Source organism: Bacteroides sp. 41_26, from assembly GCF_949740115.1.
In the GTDB taxonomy this organism is placed as follows: domain Bacteria; phylum Bacteroidota; class Bacteroidia; order Bacteroidales; family Bacteroidaceae; genus Bacteroides; species Bacteroides nordii.
In genome coordinates, this window is sequence record NZ_CATJGZ010000084.1 from 1 (window position 1) to 23,847 (window position 23,847).

The 23,847-nt window shown below is 40.9% G+C and carries 15 protein-coding genes; all 15 read right to left on the reverse strand.

The features are described 5' to 3' along the window. On the reverse strand, positions 1-906 hold a 906-nt coding region (locus tag QX565_RS12100), incomplete at its 3' end, for a glycoside hydrolase family 88/105 protein (RefSeq protein WP_289292873.1). A 169-nt stretch (positions 907-1,075) separates the two neighbouring features. Continuing rightward, positions 1,076-2,422: a DUF5126 domain-containing protein gene (locus tag QX565_RS12105; RefSeq protein ID WP_289292874.1), complete on the reverse strand. Its 1,347-nt coding sequence runs from the start codon at positions 2,420-2,422 to the stop codon at positions 1,076-1,078. A 38-nt stretch (positions 2,423-2,460) separates the two neighbouring features. Continuing rightward, positions 2,461-4,398 (reverse strand): RagB/SusD family nutrient uptake outer membrane protein, encoded by a 1,938-nt coding sequence (locus QX565_RS12110; protein WP_289292875.1) that lies wholly within the window; start codon positions 4,396-4,398, stop codon positions 2,461-2,463. 13 nt (positions 4,399-4,411) lie between these two features. Continuing rightward, positions 4,412-7,813 carry a TonB-dependent receptor gene (locus QX565_RS12115; protein WP_255585219.1) on the reverse strand — a complete coding sequence of 1,134 codons (3,402 nt, stop codon included), beginning with the start codon at positions 7,811-7,813 and terminating at the stop codon, positions 4,412-4,414. 199 nt (positions 7,814-8,012) lie between these two features. After that, positions 8,013-9,203, reverse strand: a complete 1,191-nt coding sequence (locus QX565_RS12120) for a FecR family protein (protein WP_289292876.1) — start codon at positions 9,201-9,203, stop codon at positions 8,013-8,015. 121 nt (positions 9,204-9,324) lie between these two features. Continuing rightward, positions 9,325-9,951 carry an RNA polymerase sigma factor gene (locus tag QX565_RS12125; RefSeq protein WP_289292877.1) on the reverse strand — a complete coding sequence of 209 codons (627 nt, stop codon included), beginning with the start codon at positions 9,949-9,951 and terminating at the stop codon, positions 9,325-9,327. 113 nt (positions 9,952-10,064) lie between these two features. Beyond that, complete coding sequence (locus QX565_RS12130) at positions 10,065-10,826, reverse strand: glycerophosphodiester phosphodiesterase family protein (protein ID WP_221648364.1); 762 nt, start codon at positions 10,824-10,826, stop codon at positions 10,065-10,067. 18 nt (positions 10,827-10,844) lie between these two features. Further along, a complete protein-coding gene (locus tag QX565_RS12135) occupies positions 10,845-11,957 on the reverse strand; it encodes a hypothetical protein (protein ID WP_289292878.1) in 1,113 nt (370 codons plus the stop codon). Positions 11,958-11,984: 27 nt separating this feature from the next. Next, positions 11,985-13,064, reverse strand: a complete 1,080-nt coding sequence (locus tag QX565_RS12140; RefSeq protein ID WP_195661071.1) for a DUF4855 domain-containing protein — start codon at positions 13,062-13,064, stop codon at positions 11,985-11,987. A 36-nt stretch (positions 13,065-13,100) separates the two neighbouring features. Then, the gene (locus QX565_RS12145; RefSeq protein ID WP_289292879.1) at positions 13,101-14,375 is read right to left on the reverse strand and encodes a DUF4855 domain-containing protein; all 1,275 of its coding nucleotides are present in this window, start codon (positions 14,373-14,375) and stop codon (positions 13,101-13,103) included. Positions 14,376-14,437: 62 nt separating this feature from the next. Next, positions 14,438-16,825 carry a beta-glucosidase gene (locus QX565_RS12150; RefSeq protein WP_289292880.1) on the reverse strand — a complete coding sequence of 796 codons (2,388 nt, stop codon included), beginning with the start codon at positions 16,823-16,825 and terminating at the stop codon, positions 14,438-14,440. Positions 16,826-16,961: 136 nt separating this feature from the next. After that, the gene (locus QX565_RS12155; protein WP_263666862.1) at positions 16,962-18,233 is read right to left on the reverse strand and encodes a hypothetical protein; all 1,272 of its coding nucleotides are present in this window, start codon (positions 18,231-18,233) and stop codon (positions 16,962-16,964) included. 45 nt (positions 18,234-18,278) lie between these two features. Then, positions 18,279-20,000: a phosphodiester glycosidase family protein gene (locus QX565_RS12160; RefSeq protein WP_195350937.1), complete on the reverse strand. Its 1,722-nt coding sequence runs from the start codon at positions 19,998-20,000 to the stop codon at positions 18,279-18,281. Between the two features lie 4 nt (positions 20,001-20,004). Next, the gene (locus QX565_RS12165) at positions 20,005-22,041 is read right to left on the reverse strand and encodes a DUF6259 domain-containing protein (protein WP_263666857.1); all 2,037 of its coding nucleotides are present in this window, start codon (positions 22,039-22,041) and stop codon (positions 20,005-20,007) included. A 34-nt stretch (positions 22,042-22,075) separates the two neighbouring features. Continuing rightward, a complete protein-coding gene (locus QX565_RS12170) occupies positions 22,076-23,839 on the reverse strand; it encodes a RagB/SusD family nutrient uptake outer membrane protein (protein ID WP_196039947.1) in 1,764 nt (587 codons plus the stop codon). Positions 23,840-23,847: the final 8 nt, after the last annotated feature.

Below are 23,847 nucleotides of genomic sequence, written 5' to 3' on the forward strand. Positions count from 1 at the left end.
GGCTTTCAGCCAGCCTTGCTTTACGCCTGTGATCATGGCGTAGGTAAACATCGCCGTTCCGGAAGTCTCGTTCCAGCAATCGGGAGCGTCTATCAACTGATTCCACATACCGTTTTCTGCCTGATATTGTTTTAAACTTTTCATCATATCGAGATACCCCTGTAGGATACGCGGACGATCCGGGTTGTCTTTGGGCAATACTTTCAAAAGTTCAGCCATACCTGCTGCCATCCATCCATTGCCTCTTCCCCAAAGGAAAGGAACATCCGGGGCATGATAAAACAGCCCGTTAGGGCGTTGCAATTCGTCCAGGTAGACGGCCATTGAACGTGCAGTCCGGTCGATGTATTTCCGGTTGCCCGTTGCTCTGTAGGCTTGCGATTGCAAGATGGTTATCATATACATATCGTCTATCCACAAGCGGGTTTGCCAGCTAAGTCCTTTGTCGGTCCACCTTTTTTCTTCGGCTGAGGCTTCTACAGGTAGTTCCCATTGTGTGTCGGCATAAGAAATTCCCAAATCCAGATATTGCATCTCTTTTGTTATCAGATAGAATTCCAGAGGAAGACATCCGAACATGTTCAAATCGACATGATTTTTGATAGGCAGGAAATCTCTTTCTGCTGTACACAAAAAGTCAAAACGTTCTTGTAGCTGCCTGGATAACTCTTTATTCTTGCTTTCGCTGGCAAAGCGTACTGCTCCGTACCAGGTACATACTTCAGCATAATGTATCCATTTACCACCATGTAGCATATGTTTACTCGATAGGAAGCGGTTGGCAACCTTGATTCCTACCTCTTCCGGAGTGTAACCTTCGGGAAACTTCTTCAGAATCCTATTTTGCGCCACAGAGGTTGACGCAAATATAGTAAAGATAATGATATACAGGACTTTTGTCGACATTTACTTTGATGCATTTATGAGAAATGAATTAATTCGATAGAACGCAAATTAACACAAATTCGTGCAAATTAGAAAGACGGTTCTTTTTTATTTTCCGTTTATTTACTTTGCGGGAATCCAGGTTAATCTGCGTTTCAGTCAATCATCTCTTTGGTATACTTTTCTATAATTATTCTTTATACGCTCCCCAGAATTTAAGTTCACTTAGCTGAATCTGAGCACTGGGTTCCCTACATTCACGAACCACAAAACGAATGTAACGGAAAGGTTCATTAGCGTATTTCGGGTCCATTTCTACTTCAAATCCGGCTTTTATAAATTCGGTATCTTCATTGGTCAGTAAATTGGGGTCCGTGGCTCCTGAGGGTAAAGTCAGTTTGAAATCTGCCAGTTTTTCCCAATCGTTCTTCCACTCATCCGTGCCGTTTACTTCCGGCCATTCCGTCCAGTACTTCAGGTTATCTTCTTTACTTCCGTCTCCTATCTGGCTGAGAGGTTTGGGATTGTTGGTACCCCATACTTCGAAACTCGTAAATGTTTGTGCTGAGAAGATAGGACTACGGCTTCTCATCCAATACCTGAGCCGGCTATAAGAGGCTTTTCTGCCCATATCAATGGTGAAGTACAAGGGCATTACTGTATATTCGGCATTAGGCCAGTCGATAAAGTCGGATAGCTTGTTGCCCTTGGTATGCCACCAGGTAGAATTATTCCAGGTGTTACCATCATGAATCAGGCGGAACTGACGATTGGCAGCGGCTTCTTGCCCTACGATGTCACCTCTGTAAATGCAAGATTTATCGTCCCATCCCCATCTTTGCCAGATATCGCCACTGTTGTTACGTCCAACGATCTCTTCTTCAAACAAAGGAGTCAGTACGGTATCCAGCGGAGCTGAATAATTTCCCCATTTGTCTTTGATCTCGAAATAGAACTCCTGTTCCGCGTTTTCCAATCCTCTGAACGTGTATTTACCCTCTTTGGCTTTACTGTAATAGGCATCATAGAATGCCATGTCACCTTTAGCATCTTTTCTATAAAGAGTGATAGATATCTCGTCTTCCTGTGCATTTTCCCATAGCATATAGACTCCACCGAATGTAGGGTTCACTTTTAGTGATTTACGAATCATTTCTACCGGAGGAAGGAGAGGTTTGATCTGTACTTCTACAGGGGCAGAGTGATTCATACTTTTATCAATGGCAAATAGTTGTACGGTACGTTCGTTTACATCAGGAAAGCCTTCCAGTGAAATTGTATTATTGAATGCAGATGAGTATGCTTCCTTCAGGTCTTCTCCTTTTTTGTAGTAGTACACTGCTTTTACAGCCAGAAGATCGGGATCATCGGGTAGTTTATAGGTGATTATTGCACCACCGTTTATATTCTCTACTACTACGTCTGTTACACTTTTAGGAGGAATATTGTCTTTTTCATCCTGCCAGTCTTTTACTTCCGAACAGCTCCACATCAGGGAAACTGTTAACAATATGTATGCTATATAATTTCTTTTCATTTTGTTTTATTGTTAAACTGTTACTAATCTGTTTACAATTACCAGTTTAAGTTTTGTACCAGGTTTTTGTTTCTTAACAAAACGCTTTGTTTGATTGGCCACAAGTAATCCTTCTTTGTATATTTCAATTGATAGACAGTTTTCACCTGATAGAAATCCTGTGCTGTTTCACCCAGAATATTCAGACCACGTATCGGTTTGTTGAGGTATGTTTCTGCCAGTTTCCATCGTTTCAGGTCCCAGAAACGAACGCCTTCGAAAGCCAGCTCGTTCATACGTTCTCTGCGTATAATTTCTCTCATTCCTTCCTTGTTTTTCGGTTTGTCCGGAGTTAATGAATGTTCCTGCCAACTTTTTACCACACCTTCCAGTCCGGTTCTGGCTCTCACTTTGTCGATGTATTCATATACATCCTGATCCGGGGCTGCTTTCCATTCGTTCAGTGCTTCGGCATACATTAAGTAAAGATCGGCCAGACGTATAATAGGAAAAGCATATCTGTGTTGGGTAAACTGGTCGCTGTTATCAGGTACGGACGATAAATAATGAATCATTTTCTTGCACAGGTAGCCAGTGCTGGAATGTCTGTCCGAAGGATTGGTACCTCCACCGATATTGCCGAATTTCAATTGGGTTACCCAAAGATTATCATCGGAAGTGGTCCTGCTGTTACCATAAAATGTACCCCCGTCGAAAATGATAGAACCATAAAAACGGGCTTCTCTTTTGAAATGAAGATTGATTGTCTCGAATCCTTCCTGAATATACAGCTTGTCACTGGCAGATGCTGTCTTTATTCCCATTGGATCTACTCCTACCCAGTCTTTGTCTTCTTCGATCGGTACTCCGTTTTCGGTATAAAACTGTTCAACTATTCTTAAAGGAGGAGCATAGCATTTCCGCAGGCCACCTGTACCTTGTCCGCTCATGAAGATGGGATGGCAGGCGCGTTGCAGGTTATCTGTGTTTGAATTAGAATCGCCCCAGATGATTTCTTTGTTCCATCTTTCTGTAGCGGCTCCCCTCACTTGCATAGCCAGAATTGTCTTTTCATTCAGCTTGCTTGCATAGTTTGTCTGCTTGAAGTCAAATAAATCATGACCGGCTTCATGCGCTACATCAATAGCGGTTTTGAGTGCATCTGCGGCTGTTTTCCACTTGTCTGCACTGTAATTTTGCGGGAAAAGATGAATACCTCTGTTGTCGGTAATGTCCGCATAGTCGGGATTACCATTGAAGAGCGGGCTGGCAGCTAACGTAAGGAGTTGTGCTTTTACAGCCAGTGCCATCGGTTGGGTAGGTCTTCCCAGGTCATTCATCAGATCTTCTATCTGTAACGGAAGATCACTGGCAGCTTCGTCCAGTAAGGATGCGATATAACTCACTACCTCGTCTACCGGCTCCCGGTATCTTTGTACTTCTTCGGATGTGGAACTGATAGGCAGGTTTTCTTTAATTAATGGGATAGGTCCGTACATGCGGAAGAGCCAGAAATGATAGAATGCTTTTAAGAATTTTACTTCTGCAACCCATCTGGTCCGTTCTTCTTCTGTCAGATCATAAGGTTTGTGAATGTTTTCAAGAAAGATATTGCAATCGCTCAATGCTGTGAATATTGCTTTACCTCCTTTCAGATCATCGCCATTCTGTTTGCTGCCCCAATAGTTTGCCAAAGGAGCATTGGTACCCTGGTCGCCACGGGCAATGTACCAAAGGCGAGGGCTCATGCCGGTTACAGGATCAATATACCATACTTCGTCTCCACCAAGAAGTGCCGGATTGGAACCGGCATCGGCAAATGAAGGGAGGAAGGAAAAGCAGCCATAAAGGAATCCTTCTGCTTCGTGCCGGTTTTTGAATGCATGATCTACTGTGGGGATATTGTCTGGAACTACATTTAAATATTCCTGACAGGATGCCAGTGAAATGCAGAGTATCAGGATAAAGGTTTTAAAAATCGTCAGATATGTTTTCATAATGTATATGTTTTTAGAATGAAAGATTAAGTCCTAAGTTAATAACGCGCTGGATAGGATAGCCTAATCCGTTACCACCCATTTCTACATCCCAAAGTTTGAACTTACTGAATAATAACAGATTGGTACCGCTTGCATAAAAACGACAGGTAGTCAGCCTCATCTTGTTCGTAAAACTCTTGGGAAGTGTATAACCTATTTCCGCACTTTTGAAGCGAAGAAAACTACCGTCCTGCATAAATTGAGTACTGCGTTGGTTGTTGTTGGCAATAAGCGTGTTTGATAACCTTGGCCAGTATGCTTTCGGATTCTGAGAGGTCAATGACCAATGGTCGTCTGCAATGAATTTGGCCAATCCGGTTTCAATCACTCTTCCGTTGGCAGTGGATTGGTTGAATGGAGACATTTTATCAGCGTCTATCCAGAATGAGGAGCGGGCGGAGCCTTGAAAGAATACGGAGAGGTCGAAGTTCTTATATCCGAAGGAAAGTCCGAATCCGTAGTTGATTTCCGGTGTGGTAGGATATCCGATGGGTACCATATCTATTTCATTGATAACACCGTCATTGTTGATGTCTTTGTATTTGATGTCGCCTGCCAGATATTCACCGAAATCCTGCCGGGGAGAGTTCTGTACATCTGCATCATCAATGAAAAGTCTTTCGGCCACATATCCCCATTTCTGCGAAATAGGCATGCCCATTTTTGATTTCCAGGGAATGGCACTATAGTCAGGTTCTTCATAGAAACGATAGGTAGATTTGGCATATGTAAAGTTAGCTCGTCCTACCATCCACAAATCCTTATGGAAAGAGTGGTTGTAATCTATCGATATATCGATACCTTTGCCGTTCGCTTCTCCCACATTAACATCCGGAGTAGCCCATAGTCCCATTGAAGTGGAAATATCTTCTCTGGACTGGAGAATGTTGGTACGGCGTTCTTTGAAAAAGTCTGCCATGATATCTACCTTTCCGTCAAACAGTCCGAGTTCAACACCAAGATTCGTTTTATAAGCTATCTCCCATCCGATCTCGGAGTTAGGATAATTACTGATTTTTACGCCTTTACGGGTTCTTCCGTTAAATTCATATCCGGTGCTGAAGCTATCTCCGCCACCTATGGTTACTTGTGAAAGATAGAAGAAACGCTGACTCTCCTTTCCGATTTCGTCATTACCTACCAGACCGTATGTGGCACGTAGTTTGAGTTTGGATACAACTTTTTTCAGATTGTCTGTCCAGAAGTCTTCATTGGAGATAGACCATCCAAGTCCGAATGAAGGAAAAAATCCCCAGCGGTGGCCCTTGTCAAACTTCTCCGAACCATTATATCCAAAGTTGAACTCTGCCATGTAACGGGAGTCATATGCATAGGTAAAACGTCCTGATAATCCCAGATTTCTTTTCTGTAAAGACTCGGAAAGAGTAGAAGCATTACCCGTCAGTGAGTTACGTGCAATGGCTACTAGCATACCACTTACTGCATTCTTTTTAAAATCGCGATTGTAAGCAAGAGAAGCTTCTCCATAGAATGAACTGATAACCGTTTTACTCCCCGGATTATAGCTGATAAATTCTTCACCAGTGTCCGGATTTAGTTCTGTCAGGGTATAACTATCTGTGAGTCTGTCATAGGTTGATTCATAGTAGAACGGACTGTATGCTCGTGTCACATCAAAACCGGAAGTACGGATTGTATTACCCAACAAGCGGCCTGTCAACCCTTTTACCCATTTTCCAAAATCCTGTTTCAATTCCATCTGGGCCATCATTACTGTTTTGCTTTCCTGCTTGTAACCCTTTACCATTTCGGCATAGGGATTCATATATTGCACCCCCTCATTACCACCAAACAGGATGTGGGTAGTACCGGCATAGGTTTTATCCGGTTCGTAATAAGCAGGAAAACGTACAGGGCTTACATTCAGAATATTCCTGTACATTTCGCTACCTCCTCTGATAGGTCCCGAATAATCATCGAAAGTACCATGTACACGAACGATTGCTTCTGTCGTTTTGGTCAGATTGATGTTTATATTAGAACGGATCAGATACTTTTTCAGATTGATATTATTATTAAAGTTGTTGCGCTTGTCTACTTTCAGAATACCATTGTCCTGAGAGAAAGAACCTGCAATATAATACCGGGCTACTTTGCCACCTCCCGAAATATTCAGATTGGCTCTTTGATTGATGGCTACATCTTTGGTCAGCATCTTCATCCAGTCTACTGCCGGATAAGCATACTCATTTGTTCCGCGGATGGTATTATCGATTTTGCTGTTTGAGTAAGGTACCGGAGCCAGGGGATTCCGGGCGGTTACTGCTTCGTTGGCAAGCCGCATATAAGTGATGGGGTCTGCCATCTCTATTTTCTTGGTGGGTGAAGAAAAGGAATTTTCCACACGGAAGGAGACTTTTATCTTCCCTTCTTTTCCTTCTTTGGTTGTAACGAGGATTACGCCGTTTGCACCGCGAGCACCGTACAAAGCAGTTGCCGTGGCATCTTTCAGAATAGAGAAACTTTGAATATCGTCCGGATGTAGCCGTGACAGGTCATTGGAAGATACTTCCACATTGTCAATCAGGATAAGCGGGTCTACCTTCCCTGCACCAAAAGAGGTTACACCACGGATAAAGAATTCCGCATTGTCCTGTCCCGGTTCACCACTCGTCTGATAAGAAATGACTCCGGCTATACGTCCTGAAAGGGCTGTTGTCAGATTACTGGAGGGAACTCGCAGGTCTTTGACATGTACTGTCTGGATGGAGGAGATTACACTCTCCTTTTTTTGCTTTCCAAAAGCAACGATTGTTACTTCTTCCAGCATATCTTCCTTTTCTTTCAGTGTTACATTGATAATCTTTTTATCTCCGACAGCAATTGTCTGGCTCGCCATTCCAAGATAAGAAAAAGTAAGTTTCTCGTTCTTATTTACGTCGATAGTGTAAGTACCGTCAATATCTGTAATAGCTCCCCTGGGAGTACCTTCTACTACAACGGTAGCACCGGGGAGCTTTTCGCCGTTTATATCTGTTACCACTCCTTTCACGGTTACCTTTTGTTGAGTGACAGCCGGAATACCCGGAGAAGCCATTTTCTCCTTTTTGGTAATAAAGATTTGCTTGTCGTCTATCAGATAAGAATTATTGGTTTTTGCCAATACTTTGTCAAGAACTTTGTCTACTGTCTGGTTCTTGACTTTTAAGGATACTTTTCTATTGGAATCTACGTCTTCTTCTAAGTAGAAAATTACAAATTCACTATTTCTTTCTATTTCTCTGAATACTTCTTTTAAAGTCGTGTTTTCAACATCTATAGAAATATGTGTTGCCTGGGCATAGCTACTGTTTGCAAATGAGTCGATGATTATGCATGTAGTGGCTAAGAAAGTTATAAGACCGATTTTCATAAATTTATTTAATTGGCATCTGTTTTTGCCAATTATACATATGTTTTTCATACATTTACAATGATTTTTGTTTGAATAAAATTGGACTGGTTGCAGTCAGTCCAGTTATTAGAAATCTACAGCCGGATGATATTGCAGTATCGTCCGGTTTTTTTTAGGGTTATTGTGCTTTTCTAAGTTATCATAAATTTACTTTTTTTTAGGGTTTAACATCTACAAATATTTCATCACTTTTTGGAGTAAAGGTTATTGGTGCTGCAGCTTCCAGACCTTTTAGCAGTTTAAATATATCATCTTTTAAATTGAGTGTTCCCGAACCATGAAGTTTTCCAACTCCTTTTGTCCATACTATTTTCCGACCGTAATATTTGGACAGTTTGTTTAATATGACAGAAAACTCTTCGTTATCAAACATGTAAGTACCATAACGCCAGGAGGTGTAATTTTCTGTATTGACTTTACTTTGGGAAATCTTACCGGATTCAAAGCAAAGCATATCACTTGGTGCGAGCGTTGCCTCCAGATTATTTTTGGTATGAATGTTTACTTTTCCGCTGACAAGCACTACTGCCGTATTACTGTCTCCTTCATAAGCAGATACATTGAAACTTGTTCCCAATACATTTATATCCAGTTGATTTGTTTTTACTATAAATGGCTTTTTCTTGTCTGGTGATACTTCCAGATATACTTCTCCCTCTACAAAAATTTCCCGCTTATCGTCTTCAAATATTTCCGGATAAACGACACGGCTATTGGCACTTACCCATATATTGGTCCCATCTGAGAGTGCCAAGAATGAGCGTTTGCATGGTGGTACAATTAACTGATTGAATTTCGATTGCTTTTTTTCCGGTTTGTCATTTTCTTTAGTAGCCACTTTTTCGGAATTGATAGAAAGCGTACCCTTTTCATCATATTGAATGACGGATTCTTCTCCCTGGATAGTCATCTCGTTGTTGTCACTTCGTATTAATTGTACTTCTGAGGGAAGCTGGGTGGGCTTTGCTACTTCTTCAATGGCCATTAAATTATCATTTGAGTAAAAATCACTGTAGTAGGTCCAACCCAATATACAGAATAATGCGATACTTGCTGCTGCTGATATAGTGATCCATAAATGCTTTTTACTCTTTTCCTTTTTAGTAACTTCAATGCTTTGATTAATTCTGTTTAGTAATTCATCTTGCGCATCTGCTGAAATTTCTTTTTTTCGGAAAGGTATTCTGCAAATAATTTCCTGTGCCCGGTTGATTTCAGAAGCTAATGCCTCGTCATTCTCTATGAGAGTATTCCAGAAACGGATACTTTCATCCGTTGGAGTGAGCTGTGATTCCAGGAAAAAATCATCCTGTAGTAGTTCTTTATATGTGCAGCCTTTATAATTCATGTATGCTTTAATCCTTTCTTGTGTTTACGGTAACATACAGAATACAATTGGTAGAGGAAAACATACTCACCTTAAGTGATTTTTTTTAGTAAAAGTGAAAAAGTAGTTGTACGGAAATAGGTTATACAGCTTCTATGGCTTTGTATAACAATGAGATAGATAGAGGAAGAGGTAACTGACTTTCGCGCATTTTTTTTAATGAACGCTGAATGAGATTTTGTACGGACTGAGTATTCATTTGCATCAGGACACCTATCTCTTCCATAGAGAGTTCTTCTATGAAGCGATGATAAATGACTTCGCGTTGCCGGTCCGTCAGTTGGTTCATTAGTTGCAGGATTATTTTTCTTGTCGATTCCTGTTCCAGACTTGACAACGCTTTGTTTTCATCTGAATGGTCTAATATATTATATAATTCCTGTTCTCCGAGTTTCTCGAATACCATTTCGCGTTTAAACGTATTATACAGGCTATTCTTGAGTGCGGTGAAAAGATAGAATTTGATATTAACCTCTTTCTTCAATTGTGTACGATTCTTATATATGCGGACGAAAACATCATGTATAGCATCTTTTACAATATCTTCGTCTTGAGTGAATTGAATGCCATAACGAAAAAGAACCCCGACATACTTCTTGTAAATCAGTTCAAAACTTTTATCATCTCCGTTTATGAAATCAATCCAAAGATGATTTTCTTGCCTGTTTGAGGGTGAAAATGAGTTTTCCTGTTCTTTATTTATATGCATTGGTTCTTACTCTCCAACACAAATATAGTAATTTTTGCATTATAAATGATTTTTTTTCTATCTTCTATGCAAAATAGCTGTTTAATACCGCCGCTATTTATAGTGTTCTTTTATCATTTTTGTTTAATCATTTTCTGTACTAATTCTGGGTTGTTGGTAGTAATATAGTCGGCACCATTGTCGATGCACCATTGAATCCCTTCAGGATCACTAACTGTCCAGATGTTAACTTCAAGCCCTAAATTATGAAGTTGTTTTATCCATTCGGGATTTTTCTTGAATACATTGATGTGATAGTCGGCTCCCGTTCCACCAATGCTTTTTAGTACATCCGGAGCCACTCCATTCAGGTAAAGAATTGGCCGTCGGGTTTGTTTTACAAGCTCATCAAAAGCATTTCTGGAGAATGTTATGTAGGATGTTTTCTCTTCCAAACCTTTTTCTTGTACCATGGTGAGTACCATTTTGACGGCTTCTGCTTCGTGCTCTTTATTTTTGTGAGGCTTTATTTCTAATACAAGATCTATTGTAAGGAGTTTTGCGACATCGAGAAATTGACTTAATGAGGGCAAAAATTCTCCGTTTTTTAACTTTTGACTGAGGATTGTATCAGAGGAAGTGGTTTCTATTTCATAACCATTTATAACGTCGTCATGATTTACTATAAGCTGTTTATCGGCCGTTAACCATACATCAAATTCACATGCATCGCATTTAATAGAATCAGCTTTGATTAGTGCTCTGATGGAGTTTTGTGCTGAGCCTTCGGTATCCCAGTGTCCACGGTGGGCGACGACCTTTGGCTGGGCATTTGTATTTGTAATACCAATTGTAAGAAGTCCTGTTAAGTAAATCAATGTTAGTTTCCTTTTCATATATTCTAAAATTTGGGATTATTTTTTCAATGAGATAATTACACTCCCCGGTGAGTTGCAAGGAAGATAAATAAAACCGTTTTTCCTTTTGATTTTAGAATCAGAGGAGTTTTCTATAAAGTTTATTTTCTTGTATTCTATACTTTCCGGGAAAGGAAAGGTAAAGTTCCCTTTTATATTATTGCAGAAGAAGATAGCTTTTTCCCCATCAATAAATCCGTCATAGGCGAATGCGGACTCATTGTCGAGTAGTGGTGTCGTAATCCAGGTATAAACTCCACTCCATGAATCGTAGTCACCGGCAGTACGTGGTACGTTTCCTATCAGTTTATGATAGCATTTGGTCCATGAATTACCTATGAAAATAATATCATCATCAGGAAGTTCATTGTGTGTTCCCAAACTGCGATTGAGGAGAAAGGAGGACTGAAAGTAAGAATCGCCCTTTTCAATATACCGGTTGAAACGGGGGAAATCTTTTTTCTTGAATCTATTTACTTTTTTTATGTCAGTCCAATACGGATATTCACCAGAAGGAGTAAGAAGTTGTTTTTCGTTTTTAAACATAGATTGCATCCCATAATATTTTTCTATTATAACCGGGATTCTATTGGTATAATCATGGGATAAATCTACCTGGATACTATTACCGTTTACTGTGTAGTTTACATTTTCAGTGCACAGCGTATCGGTGAAGTATATCTGATTATCTCTTTCTTTTGCACTGAGCGGGTTAATAATGTAATTTTTTACTTCAATTTTAATTGTATGTGCTTTGAGCGTAGTATCAGTAGTGATACTACGCCCATCAGCATACAATTTGATAGAAAATGTTTCGGCTGTTTGGGTTTTTTCATCCAGGAACAGATGGTTACCGCCACACCAACCGCCTTCCAGAATGTTAAATGGACCTATATTATCGCTATAGGTTTCATTTACTATTTGAGTATTAGTGGAATCGGAAGTAATGGAAACACGGTAAAATGTAAATAAGTCATTGGCCATGCATTTTTTGAACCAGTAGTTTATTACATGACGGTCATCGATCATAGAAGATATATATACATCTTCCCCTGTCTTCGTTATTATGCTCAGTTTGTTTTGAGAATAAGACGATAGGGAAATAAACATACATATAATTAATATAATCCGGTCCATCTATTTGGTTAATGCTTTCATATTTCTACGGGCAGTAATATGACGTGCCAGGCGATCCATAATCTTCTTATCCTCCGGAGAAGTAGAATTATACATGTCAATAAATCCTTTACTTCCGGTGTAATATGCAATGGCAGAGGTCTCAAATACTTTGTGTTTCTCAAATGCCTCGATGTAGGCTAACATCCTGTCATACGAAGAATCCTCACAATCGTAAAGAGCCTTGCTGTCACATTCGAATTCCATAGCCATTCCATTGTTCAAAGCGAGTTCACAAGCTTCGTCCAGTCGGGAGTCAGGGATATCCTTTGTGAAGAAATGGTTCGGCTGTTGATATGCGATATCAAATCCCAAGTCTTTCCACTGTTCGTATCCTTTGGCCTTCCAATAGGGGATCCATACAAACTCTTTTTTCTTTGAGTGGATGTATTGACTTACATATTTAGGAAGATCTTTACAGGTTGCTATATCTTCATCTACCCAGTAGAAACCGGCAAGTTCCAGATTTTTGTATTTAGCTTTTTTAAAACGGGTCATGAGTTGGTCTATATACCATTGGGCTGCTTTAACCTGGTCAGACTGTTGATTAAAATCAAGAGGATTTCCATCGATGCTTCCCCAGTCTTTTTGTTTAGGTAATGGTATAGCAATTCCTAAAATGACTTGATGTTTGAAGGATGGTTTTCCGATGTTTTTTTTCTCATTTTCAATGCATTGGTTTAATGCATCCAGCGCTTTCCCTTTTTCAAACAACCTGTCGAGAAGCCATTCCCACTCTATTTTTCGTGCCTGTTTCTTTGCATATCCATAGGCATAATTATGACCTTTACCATCGGCAAACTCGAGGAACAGAAAGCCATCGAATAACCAGTCTTTCGTGCCGTTGGCAAACTGATGGGTGACATACGGGACAAACTGATCAGGAGTCCAGTCGATTCTCTGTACACCTCCCTGGTATATTAATGCAAGATCTCTGATCTTACTGGTTTTATACTTGTTCTTTTGACTATTTTGAGCTTCTATCAGATGTATAGGAGCTACAATGATTAGTATCACTAAGAAATATAAAATCTTTTTCATGTTTGTTCTTTTTATAAATAAGTTTCTATTAGTTTATTATCGTACAATAACTTTTCTGGTTTCTCCGTCAATTTTTACTATATAAACACCTGGTGCGCATTGTAGCTTTCTGGTATTTTGGCTGACAAGTATTCCATTTGTAGTGTATATCTTAATCGATTCGGCGATTCCCTCTATACGTAATTCTCCGATACCCCCTGCCACAATAACATCAGTTTTCGGGTCATTGGCAGTTTCAATACCTACGCTCCGGCTACGCCTTTTTAATATATGATTGGCTATTCTATCAAGAATAAGAGTGTTTTCGATAGAATTTGAACGATACATATCAAGTATACCTTTTGTTCCTGAGTAATAGGCTATTGCCGAATTTTCAAAGACATTATTCTTTTCAAAAGCATTGATATAACTCTCCAGTCTGCTGTAATATGAATCTTCGTTTTCGTATAATACACGACTATCGAACTCTACTTCCAATCCCATATTGAATTTATTTGCAGTATTGCATGCCTGAAGGAGGCGATCATCTGCTATCTCTTTGTCAAAGAAATGATTCGGTTGTAAAAAAGCAGTATCAAATCCTAACTTTCTCCATAAGTTATACCCCTGGGCATTCCAGTATGGAATCCAGTAAAATCGTTTATCCAGTTGGTGGATATAGTCACTTACATCTTTTGGTAAATCTCCGCATTTAGCAGTGCTCTCCTCAAGCCAATAAAACCCTGTTAGTTCGAGATTCTCGTATGCTCCTTCGTTAAATCGTTCTGTGAGTTGGTCAATGTACCATTTTGCAGCTTTTATCTGGTCATTCCGATGTGCAAAGTTTAATATTTCTCCATCAAGGTTTCCCCAATCGGTTTGATCAGTAATAGGCGATACTACCCCTAATACTATTTTGTGTTTAAACTGAGGTTCTCCGATAATCGTTTTATAATGTTCGATACACGAATTCAATGCATCGAGGGATTTACCTTTTTCAAAGATTCTGTTGAGTAACCATTCCCAATCACTCTTTCTGGCATTTCGTGCTCCATAATTATACCCGAATGCTATCTGCCAGTTATCTGTAAACTCAAAAAATAAAAAAGAGTCGAAAAACCAGTCCATACGTCCATCGGCAAAAGTATGTATGACATAGGGACGTAGTTCGTCTTCCGTCCATTCGGGGCGATGAGTACCTCCCTGATAGATAAGAGCCATATCTGATATTTCATCAGTCTGGTAAGCTGCCAGTGTCGTATTTACTCCGGTAAGGATACTTATTATGACTATAAGTGTTATATATTTTTTTTTAAGTGTTGTGATAAACATTCTTTTCTTTTTATCAGTTATGACTTTTTTCAATAATGGTAGTAATCGTTTTTGTAAACCGGTTATTTAATGGAGAGTTTCATAACGTTTACTTTCTCAATGGGTTTTAGTACATCATTCACTTTCCAGGTTTTATCTTTACGGATACTGAATGGAATGGTAGCCTTAAGGTCATTACTTGAAGAACCGAAAGACAGGAGATATTTCCCTTTTGATGTAAGCCATTGCGAATTGTTTTCATCGAATGAAGCTATATCATAATCGGTAAACTGAAGTTTTATTATTTCACTTTCTCCGGGTTTTAACTCCCGGGTTTTTCCAAAGGCTTTTAATTCTATATCGGGTTTTTGAATGAAGGTTTCAGGAGCAGAAATATAGAGTTGTACCACTTCCTTGCCGGATACATTACCTGTATTGGTCACCTCAATATTTGCGATCCATTTATTATTTTTTCTTTCTATTTTAGGTTTGCTGAAAGAGAAATTGGTATAAGATAGTCCATATCCGAAAGGATAAACAATCGATTGCTTTACTGTATTAAAGTAACGGTAACCCACCCATATATCTTCTTCATAATTGGTATAATCGAAATTTTTGCCACTCTTGGTCTCTCCTACCATTGGAAAGTTTTTAGAAGAAGGAATATCGAAATAATCTGTCGGGAAAGTCATCGGGAGTTTTCCGGAAGGGTTTACTTTCCCACTAATTATATCTGTTATGGCATCTCCACATTCTTGCCCCGGAAACCATGCCAGTAGTATAGCGTCCGGTTTCTCTTTCCAGGAATTCATTTCCATTACGCCACAGACATTCATTACTACGGCTACTTTTTTCCCTAAGGCATGGAATTGGGAGGATACTTTATCGATCATGAATTTTTCTTCGGGAGTAAGATAGAAATCTCCCTCTAACCTTCTGTCGGATTCTTCTCCGGAGCCTCTACCGATAACGATTAGTGCGATATCAGAATTTTTAGCTTCCTGTTCGATGGTATTTTCTGCCTTTGTCAGATCCATTTCGGGAATGACTGTCCTGTTATAAGATAATTTTTCCCAGTCAGTACTTTGGGGGTGTTTATCAAGAAGATCATTCTGGAATTCTACGAATTTTGTATAGATTCCTTTCAATCTGTTGTTGAGTTGATAGCCGCCATTTTCAAGTCCGGTAGATATATCAGTAATATGAGCTTTATTTACATTTGATGAACCTGTACCACCTGCAATAGACTTGTATGCAGTAGCACCGAACAGAGCAATTTTAGTCCCTTTGGGTATGGGAAGAAAAGAGTTGTCATTTTTCAGTAATACCATTCCTTCGGTGGCTATACTACGCGCTAATTCTGCATTTTCGGAAAGGTTGGGAGCTTCTGTATACTTCCAGTTTTTATAAGAAATAGATTTGAAAATGAGTTCCAATGTATATTTTACACTTTTGTTTAAAGTAGCTTCACTGATCCGGCCACTTTCTACTCCAGCTATTATTTCGTCTATTTGAGATTGTTCTCCCGGCATCATTAAATCTGTTCCACCGTTAAGCTGGTCGGCGGTATCCCTTTTTTTATACCAATCGGTCACTATCAGTCCGTTGTACTTCCACTCGTCGCGAAGAATTGTTTGAAGTAGTTCCGGATTAGCCTGAGTATATTTACCCCCAATTTTGTTATAAGAACCCATTACGGTCCATGGATCGGAGTTTTTTATACAGATTTCGAATCCTTTGAGATAGATTTCGCGTAGTGCGCGTTGTGAGATGCGTGCGTCGTTATAGAGTTTGCCGGTTTGCTGATTATTGGCTATAAAATGCTTTAGGCTGGTCCCAATGCCTTTGTCCTGAATTCCGTTAATCATGGCTGCTCCCATGATGCCTGAGAGGTAAGGGTCTTCGGAGAAATATTCAAAATTGCGTCCGCAAAGAGGATTGCGCATGATATTGATTCCCGGTGTAAGTACGATATCGACACCATATGCCCTGGCTTCATCGCCTATTGCATTGCCTTCCAGTCGTGCTATGTCTTTATTCCAGGTGGCGGCTAATGCGGTAGTGGAGGGGAAACAGGTGCAATAAGAGGTGTATTTTTTAATTGGATAGGGGGATTTCCCGCTTACCGGGTTTTCTGCCGGGCCCGTAGAGGGGATGCCCAAAGAATCATATATGATGTATTTCCAATTCGATGGAACAGGGGTGATTCGTACACCGACCGGACCATCTGCCAGGTTGATGGAGGGAATGCCTAAAGAATCGATAGGAAAGGTATATCCTGCGGAACCTGCAACCATGTGGCTTAAGCCGTTATCACTACCCGTACATCCTACCAGAAGCCGGGCTTTTTGTTCTAAAGTAAGTTGGTTTATAATCGAATTTATATCTTTAGGTAATGGCTTATTACCGGCCAGTACGTTGCCAAATGAAAAGACGAGAGCGTATAATATAGGTATTATGGCTTTCTTCATGGTGTAGATGGTTTCTTATAGTTAGGTAAATGTGATTGATAAAAAGAGGCTGTAGAAAGAAAATACTACAACCTCTTCTCTCTGTTATCCTGTGTAACTGGTTATGTTAAGAAAATGATATTTGAACGAATGCCATTTACTTAACCATAACTTTAGTTACATTGTTATCTGTTTTAACAATATATGTTCCCGGAATGCACTTAACATTGTGTTCGTTTCGGCTTATAAGAGTACCGCCAATGGTATAAACCTCGATAAAAGTCGGTTCACCTTCGATGGTTATTTCACCCTTACCACCGATAATTGTTGCTTTGGGAGCTTCTACTTTTGCAACACCGGTACCACCTTCAACTGTGAATAAATATTTTGCAATGTATCCACTGGGGAAGTATTGATAAATATGAGCCTGGGTTTCGCTGATAGCTTCAGCCGAAAGATGATTTCCGTAGAAAGCGTTGCCGATATACATGGGATTACCATCATCTTTTTGTTCTGAATATTTTGTTGCTATTCTTACCGATTCATCACTCTCTTCAACATCAGGGATAGCTTTCGTAGCCAGTTTTGATACGGTGAAGCCGTCAGCGTTGTTCGAGCCGGAAGGATATACGATGTAATCTTGTCCTCCGAGTTTGAAGATATAGAATCCTGCACATCCGCTGTGGCGGGGTGTTATATAATAAGAGTCGTGCGACCAGTTTCCATCTTCATCCAATGATAGCTTCTGGATGGAATTGCAATTCGTCTTATTAAATAACGGACTTAAAATAGACACATTCTCTTTTCCTTCCCAAGCTGAGATGATCGTAGTAGTGGCAAAGTTTCCTGCAATTCCGAAGGGGCTTGCATATGTGTAAGTGTATGTGTTGGCCACATCTTGTTTACCGTCTATGATAGGTATTTCAACCAGCTGGGGGTAATAGGTGGTACCCATGTATATGATACCGCCGGTTTCCTTATCAAGTACGTTGCCTTGAACATGTCCCCAGAAGTCGAGACGTCCTCCTGTGATACCGCTTAATGCAATATCTATCGCTGCTGAGCCGTCGGCAGGAATAATTCTCAATTCATTGATATCCTTGTTAAAAGGATCAGGAAATGTACCGATACGTACGAGGATGTTTCCTGCATCATCGAAAGTAATGTTAGTACCTGCTCCGGAAGGAATCTCTTGGATTCTTCCGGTTTCATTCCATACTTCGATTGTCTTGGTTGCCTTGTTTTGAAGATAGAATTTTCCATCTCTACCAAAACCCTGGCGTACGTCCAATGTCAATGGAGCCACATCCGTGTTCATCCATAACAAAGTAAGATTTGAATCCATAGTAGACTTCGCATCTGCAACAGAAGGAGTCAAAGCGAACATGCCGGTTAGCATTAACGCTGCTGTAAGTAATTGTTTTTTCATCACCTTTGAAATTTAAGTTAAACAATAGAACTATTTTTGATTGAATTACTGTATCAGTAATTTGGCTATCTTATTGGATGTTTCACCTGATATTGAAATCATATAAAACCCTGGGCTTAACGATTCGGTCGGTAGTGTTACCGCGGCGTCTTCGCTATTTTCACAATTAAAACTGTTTACCAATTGTCCGGTAGCATTATAAATATTTATTTTTGCGCTTCCGTTGAAATTGATACGGGCTTGCTCTCCTGTTCTTATGGGGTTGGGGTAGATATTTACATCCTTGTCTCCATCAGCTATGGAAGTTATCCCTGTTCCGGAACTTTCTACTGTAACGAGTATTGTTGATGTCAATTCATCTAAAGAGGCTGTTAGTAGTTGAGTACCTGTACCATTACACAGTACCGTACTCCCGTTTTCTTGTACTTTTCCCAATTTCGCACTGCAGGAAAGCATGATTCCTTTTACATTCGTATCAATCAACACACCCTGTGCATTGTAGCCGTATATCACCGGAGAGTAATAACTATTGCGTTCCACTTTTTTAGCGTAGTCGGCAAAGCGAATTTCTGCTATTACCTTGTCCTCGGTGACGGGAGTTGTGATAAACAGTCCGTTTTTGACTGCTCTCAGGCTCCCTTCACTTGGTGTATTGACCACTCCCAATTCTTTGACATATAAAGTAGAGGAACCGCCACCATCGAAATTCAGAGCCTCCGTACATCCCAGATTGAGCATGATTGCAGCCAGGTCTTTTGAAGGTACACCGACCGATACTCCTGTTTGGCGACCATCGACAACCAGCAGTATGGCCTTTGTCCCGTCCGAATTATAGCCTATTGCCGTACGGGGTTCTCGGTTGGCCAGATGATCCAATGCACCTTGCGTTTCAAGGATTTTGCCTCCCTGTAAGAGCATCGGGCATCCGCCGCACATTTCCATGATATCTGTTTTCACTACGTTGTCAAAATAGAGGGTTGGAGTCACTTCAAACTCTTCACCTAATTGCATTTTGGCTAATGTATTTGCTGTAAATCCTGTACCGGATAAGACAAACCCTCCTTCAGGAATCGACATATTACCAACGTCTTTGACCGGTGCAATGGTGACACGCATTTTAGTTGTTCCCTCGGCTTTCAATGGGCCATCGACAGGTACAGCTCCTACTTCTACTCCCGCACCTTTGGTACCTGTAGTACTTCCTTTACGCGAAGTGAATAATATCAGTTCATTATCGCTACGTACTGCATTGACAGCTTTGATAGATGCCTGTCCGGCATTTGGCGAGACTAATTTAAATGTCGTATAGGGGGCACCGGAACAGAATTTCTTATCTTTATCAATACCTATTGCATACCAGCCGGTTCCCTTATAACTCTTATAGAGTTCGCCATCTGCCACAGTTGTACCTACAGGGCCCATACCACCAATGAAATCGGCATTCACCCCGGCAAAATATATATTTTCGGGATCGTTGTGAGATGCCGGCATGTTCGGTACGGTTACGTTACTTGTCAGATTATCTTTCCCCATTATTAATTTCAGGTTTACATTCGGGTTGGTCATATCGGTGGTTGTATAAAACACACGTAGCTTTACCGGTCCTTCCAGAGCTAAAATTGTTTGGGTAGTTCCGGGACCTATCACTATGTGCGATAAAGTATCCACACGATATTCGACATTTTGCAGTTTCCAGGTATTGGAAGCAAAAGAGCTGAATGTGAGGCAACTCAATAAAAATAATGGTAAAGAATATCTGTTTTTCATGACTCTATAAATTTATTCTTATGCCTTGCAGGGCTTTTACAGTAATCTTTTTATGGTCAGGCAATACTATTTCATGATCGACACTGTCCATATTCACGTAATATTGAACTTTCTGACCTTTAGAAGAGAGCCATTCGGAACCGGCAACAACATTCATCTCTCCGAATCCGGGGACATCTATTGACGGATTATCTCCTTCCGGTATGATTTCTTTTATATATCTTCCGCCAACAAAAACATCGTGTTGTTTTTTGCGTAGCGTAGAAAGAGTCTTTAAAAAATTAGCTTCTCTTTTGGCTTCGTCTTTCATTAACAAAGTAGGGTCTACCCATCCTAACTGGGAGCCATACAGAAAGCATTGCATGGTTTGATACAGAAAATCACCACGATTCACTCTGTCGGTAGGAGAATACGTATAGGCCGAAGTGATGAGCCTGTCGGAATAAACCATCGGGAACAAAGGCACAATCTTGCAACCGTTGTGAGGAGAATTGACCGTAAGCAACAAATCGAACATGTCGATGTAGCATTCCGCATTTTCCTCGCTTATAAGTATGTTTCCCGGTTCCAGGTGATGAGTACGGAGAGAGTCCATCAGATGACGGTAAGATTTATGCCAGTAATCACCTCCGCCACAGGCATGTCCATGGTTGGTAGCCCAGCAAGGCTGAGGGGCTGCTGCCGCTATCTGGTCGATATATACTCCGTTTGTTTTCAACTCTTTTTGGATTTTTATTACAAGATCGGTTATGATGTTTTGCCACAGTCCGGATGCGGGACAGGTTACGGTGTTCAATACCTGTGACGTTGGGTAAATTTCGGTATAAAGTGTACCGTCTGGCTTTCTGCACGAGGCAGAAGCCCCGTTCAGAGTTTTATAGCTGTCACTGTCAGGATCCCACAACCGGCCGTTAATGTAGGGAACGGTATGACACCCTCTTTTCCTTACTTCGGCTATCATGTCGGCAAAGCCGGCTTTTGGCGGGAAGTAATCGGGATAATGCGTATCATAAGGATAATGGTGCCAGAAGTACCAGTGAACAAAGGTGTTTTTGCCATACAGGTCGATGGCTTTATTTACGGCACTTCTTACGGTGTCGTTTACTCCTTTTGCTCTAATCCAGATATCGGTATCCAAAAGCCACTGTGGTATATTACGGGATGCCAAAGGTTTACTTCCCCATTCGGTAGTAAAAGTGAAAGGGCGGTACCATTTCGTTGCGGCATCTTGCCAACCGATATTTGAATATCCGATAACTGTTGACCATGGAACAGTGAATGTTTCGGTTGTATCGTCCGACCAACCTTCGGAAGCTACAATATCTGTTAATAGAGTAACACTCTTTTCGCCTACGGCAGCTCTGAAGTCTTTGCCGCAAGCTTCTTTATCTTCGGTAGCGTAATAGACTGAACCGTCTGAATTGTGAAGAAGCAGGAGCTGCATAGAACCGGTTACCGAAGGATAGCTTGAAGAATACACCTGAGGATTCTTCAGCTCGTACTCCGCACCCCAGCCTGCTGAGGTGATTAATTTGGCATCATCAGGACGCGTTACGGTTACGCGTGGAAACTGGGTATTACTTATCAACCAACCTTCGGGAGTTCCCGCCTGGATATCCCAATAGATAAGTTCTGAATCGTCAGGAACAGAAACAGTCATTACCACCGGGACCAAATCATTGTAAGTGAGTCTCATGTTCCACTTGAAAGCAATGGCAGTATTACCGTTTTTTGTTCCTTTCGACCATCCGGTATATTCTCCATGAGAAGGGAAAAGCACCGGATTTTCTCCTTGGGGACCTTTATAGGTGAGTGTCCACGGAACAGTATTATATCCTTTGCCCAATATTAATTCTTTTCCGCTAAGGGTGAGTTTCGAGATATCGAAAGCTTCGCCCTTAGGAAATTCAACTCTCACTTTGCTATTCCGGAGTGTCACGGTCGAGTCGGTTTCGGTAATTTGCGTACCTTTGGCTTGGCCCCACGATGCAGTTAAGCTTACGAGAGAGACAAGAATAGATATTAAACAACTTTTCGTCATAATCTATGAGTTTACGGGTATTATATGGTGATTATCAATAATCAGGGTTAGTAAGATTCGGGTCGCGGTCTGTTTCCAAACGTGGGATAGGCCACCATGTGAATTTCGGATCCCAATATCTGTTTCTGTCGCGCACCCTGAGTTTGTCTTTATAAGCCTCATATGAAGGAATATCATTAAGGTCGTGCCGTTCGTCTGTCTTAAAATCAGGAATATCAGTTGGCTCTAATCCTTCATATCTGATGTCCGGTTTAGGTTGTCCGTAAGAGGGATGCTCGTTAAGCATATCACCTATACCCCAGCGCCGAACATCAACGAAGAGTAATCCTTCGAGCGCCAATTCAACTTTGCGTTCGCGTCGTATTAACTGTCGCATTTTGTTTTGATCTCCTTTCCTGTCTGTCGAAACCTCCGGCATTCCGGCGCGTTTGCGTACTTCGTTAATGGCCGAATATACCGATTCGTCCAACTCATTGAGTTCAATTTTGGCTTCGGCATACGAAAGGAGTATCTCGGCGTAACGCATCAGAATAAGATTGCTTGAAGAGCTCATCAGCAATTCGGTGTTTTCATCGGCATATTTGCGCCATAAATATCCTACTCCACTGTTCACGAGTGATGGGCTGGTGGAGGTGACATCTACATTCGGTGCGGTATACCAGGCGTTTCTACGGGGATAGAACCGGGTCTTATCATCATAAATGTTGAGAATAAGTTTCTGAGGGTTATTGCCGTCGGTAATGGTATAGTTTATTGTGTCACCATGTCCTGCTAATGTGGCATTAAAACGCGGATCTCTGTTTAAGGTAGGCTGTTTCGGGTCATAAAGAGGAGATTCGTCTATACGTTTTCCATCGATACATTCGTAAGTATCTACAATCAGAGAACTCGGGAAACGTACCGATGATGCATAGTTACGCGATGAATGTCCATAACCTACTGTATGCAATTTTTTCGTTCCGTTTGTAGAATACATTAATTCCCATAACAGTTCGTCTCGGACTTCACTCTTAGCCTGGCCGGTCAGATTGAACAAGTCGGAGAATTTGGGTGCCAATTTACGTTTACCGATCACCTTACTTGCTGCATCGGCGGCTATGCTGAAGTACTCGGCGGCTTTATTTTCTACATTAAAGCTTCCACCAAATAATCCTATACGTGCTATTAATCCGTATGCGACGGCTTTGTCTACCCGTCCCCGTTGGGTTGCGGTCCACGGGAGATAATCGGCAGCATCGTTCAGGTCTTTTATCAGAAAATCGATAATCTCTCCTTTGGGAGTACGTCCTACCTTGTACTCATCGATAGTTACAGGAGCAGTAAAGAAAGGTACATCGCCAAATGCCGATATAAGATTATAATAAGCATAAGCCCTTAGTACGCGTGCTTCGGCATAATACTGCCTGGCTGCATCGCTCATTCCTGCTACGGCATCTTTGGCACCGTAAATTACAGAGTTGGCACGGGCGGCTATTTGATATTCTCCGGTCCAGAACGCCTGAATCTTTCCATTGTCGGGATTTAACGTTCCCCCTGCACCAATCGAACTATTTTCATCTTGTTCGAGTCCGTATGCCGTATAATGGTCGAGCACAATACATGCAGGTACTGCCCAGTTCATATCGAAATACAAAAGAGGATAAATACCGGTAACGCCTTCTTTTAATCCTGCTTCGGTTGCATAGAATCCTTCGGCATCGTAGGCAGGGTTTTCCTGGTCGAGAAAATCGGCACATGAGCTAACACTCATGGTGATAAAAAACGTAGCTATTAAATTATATAAGGTTGTCTTTTTCATCTTTTTTT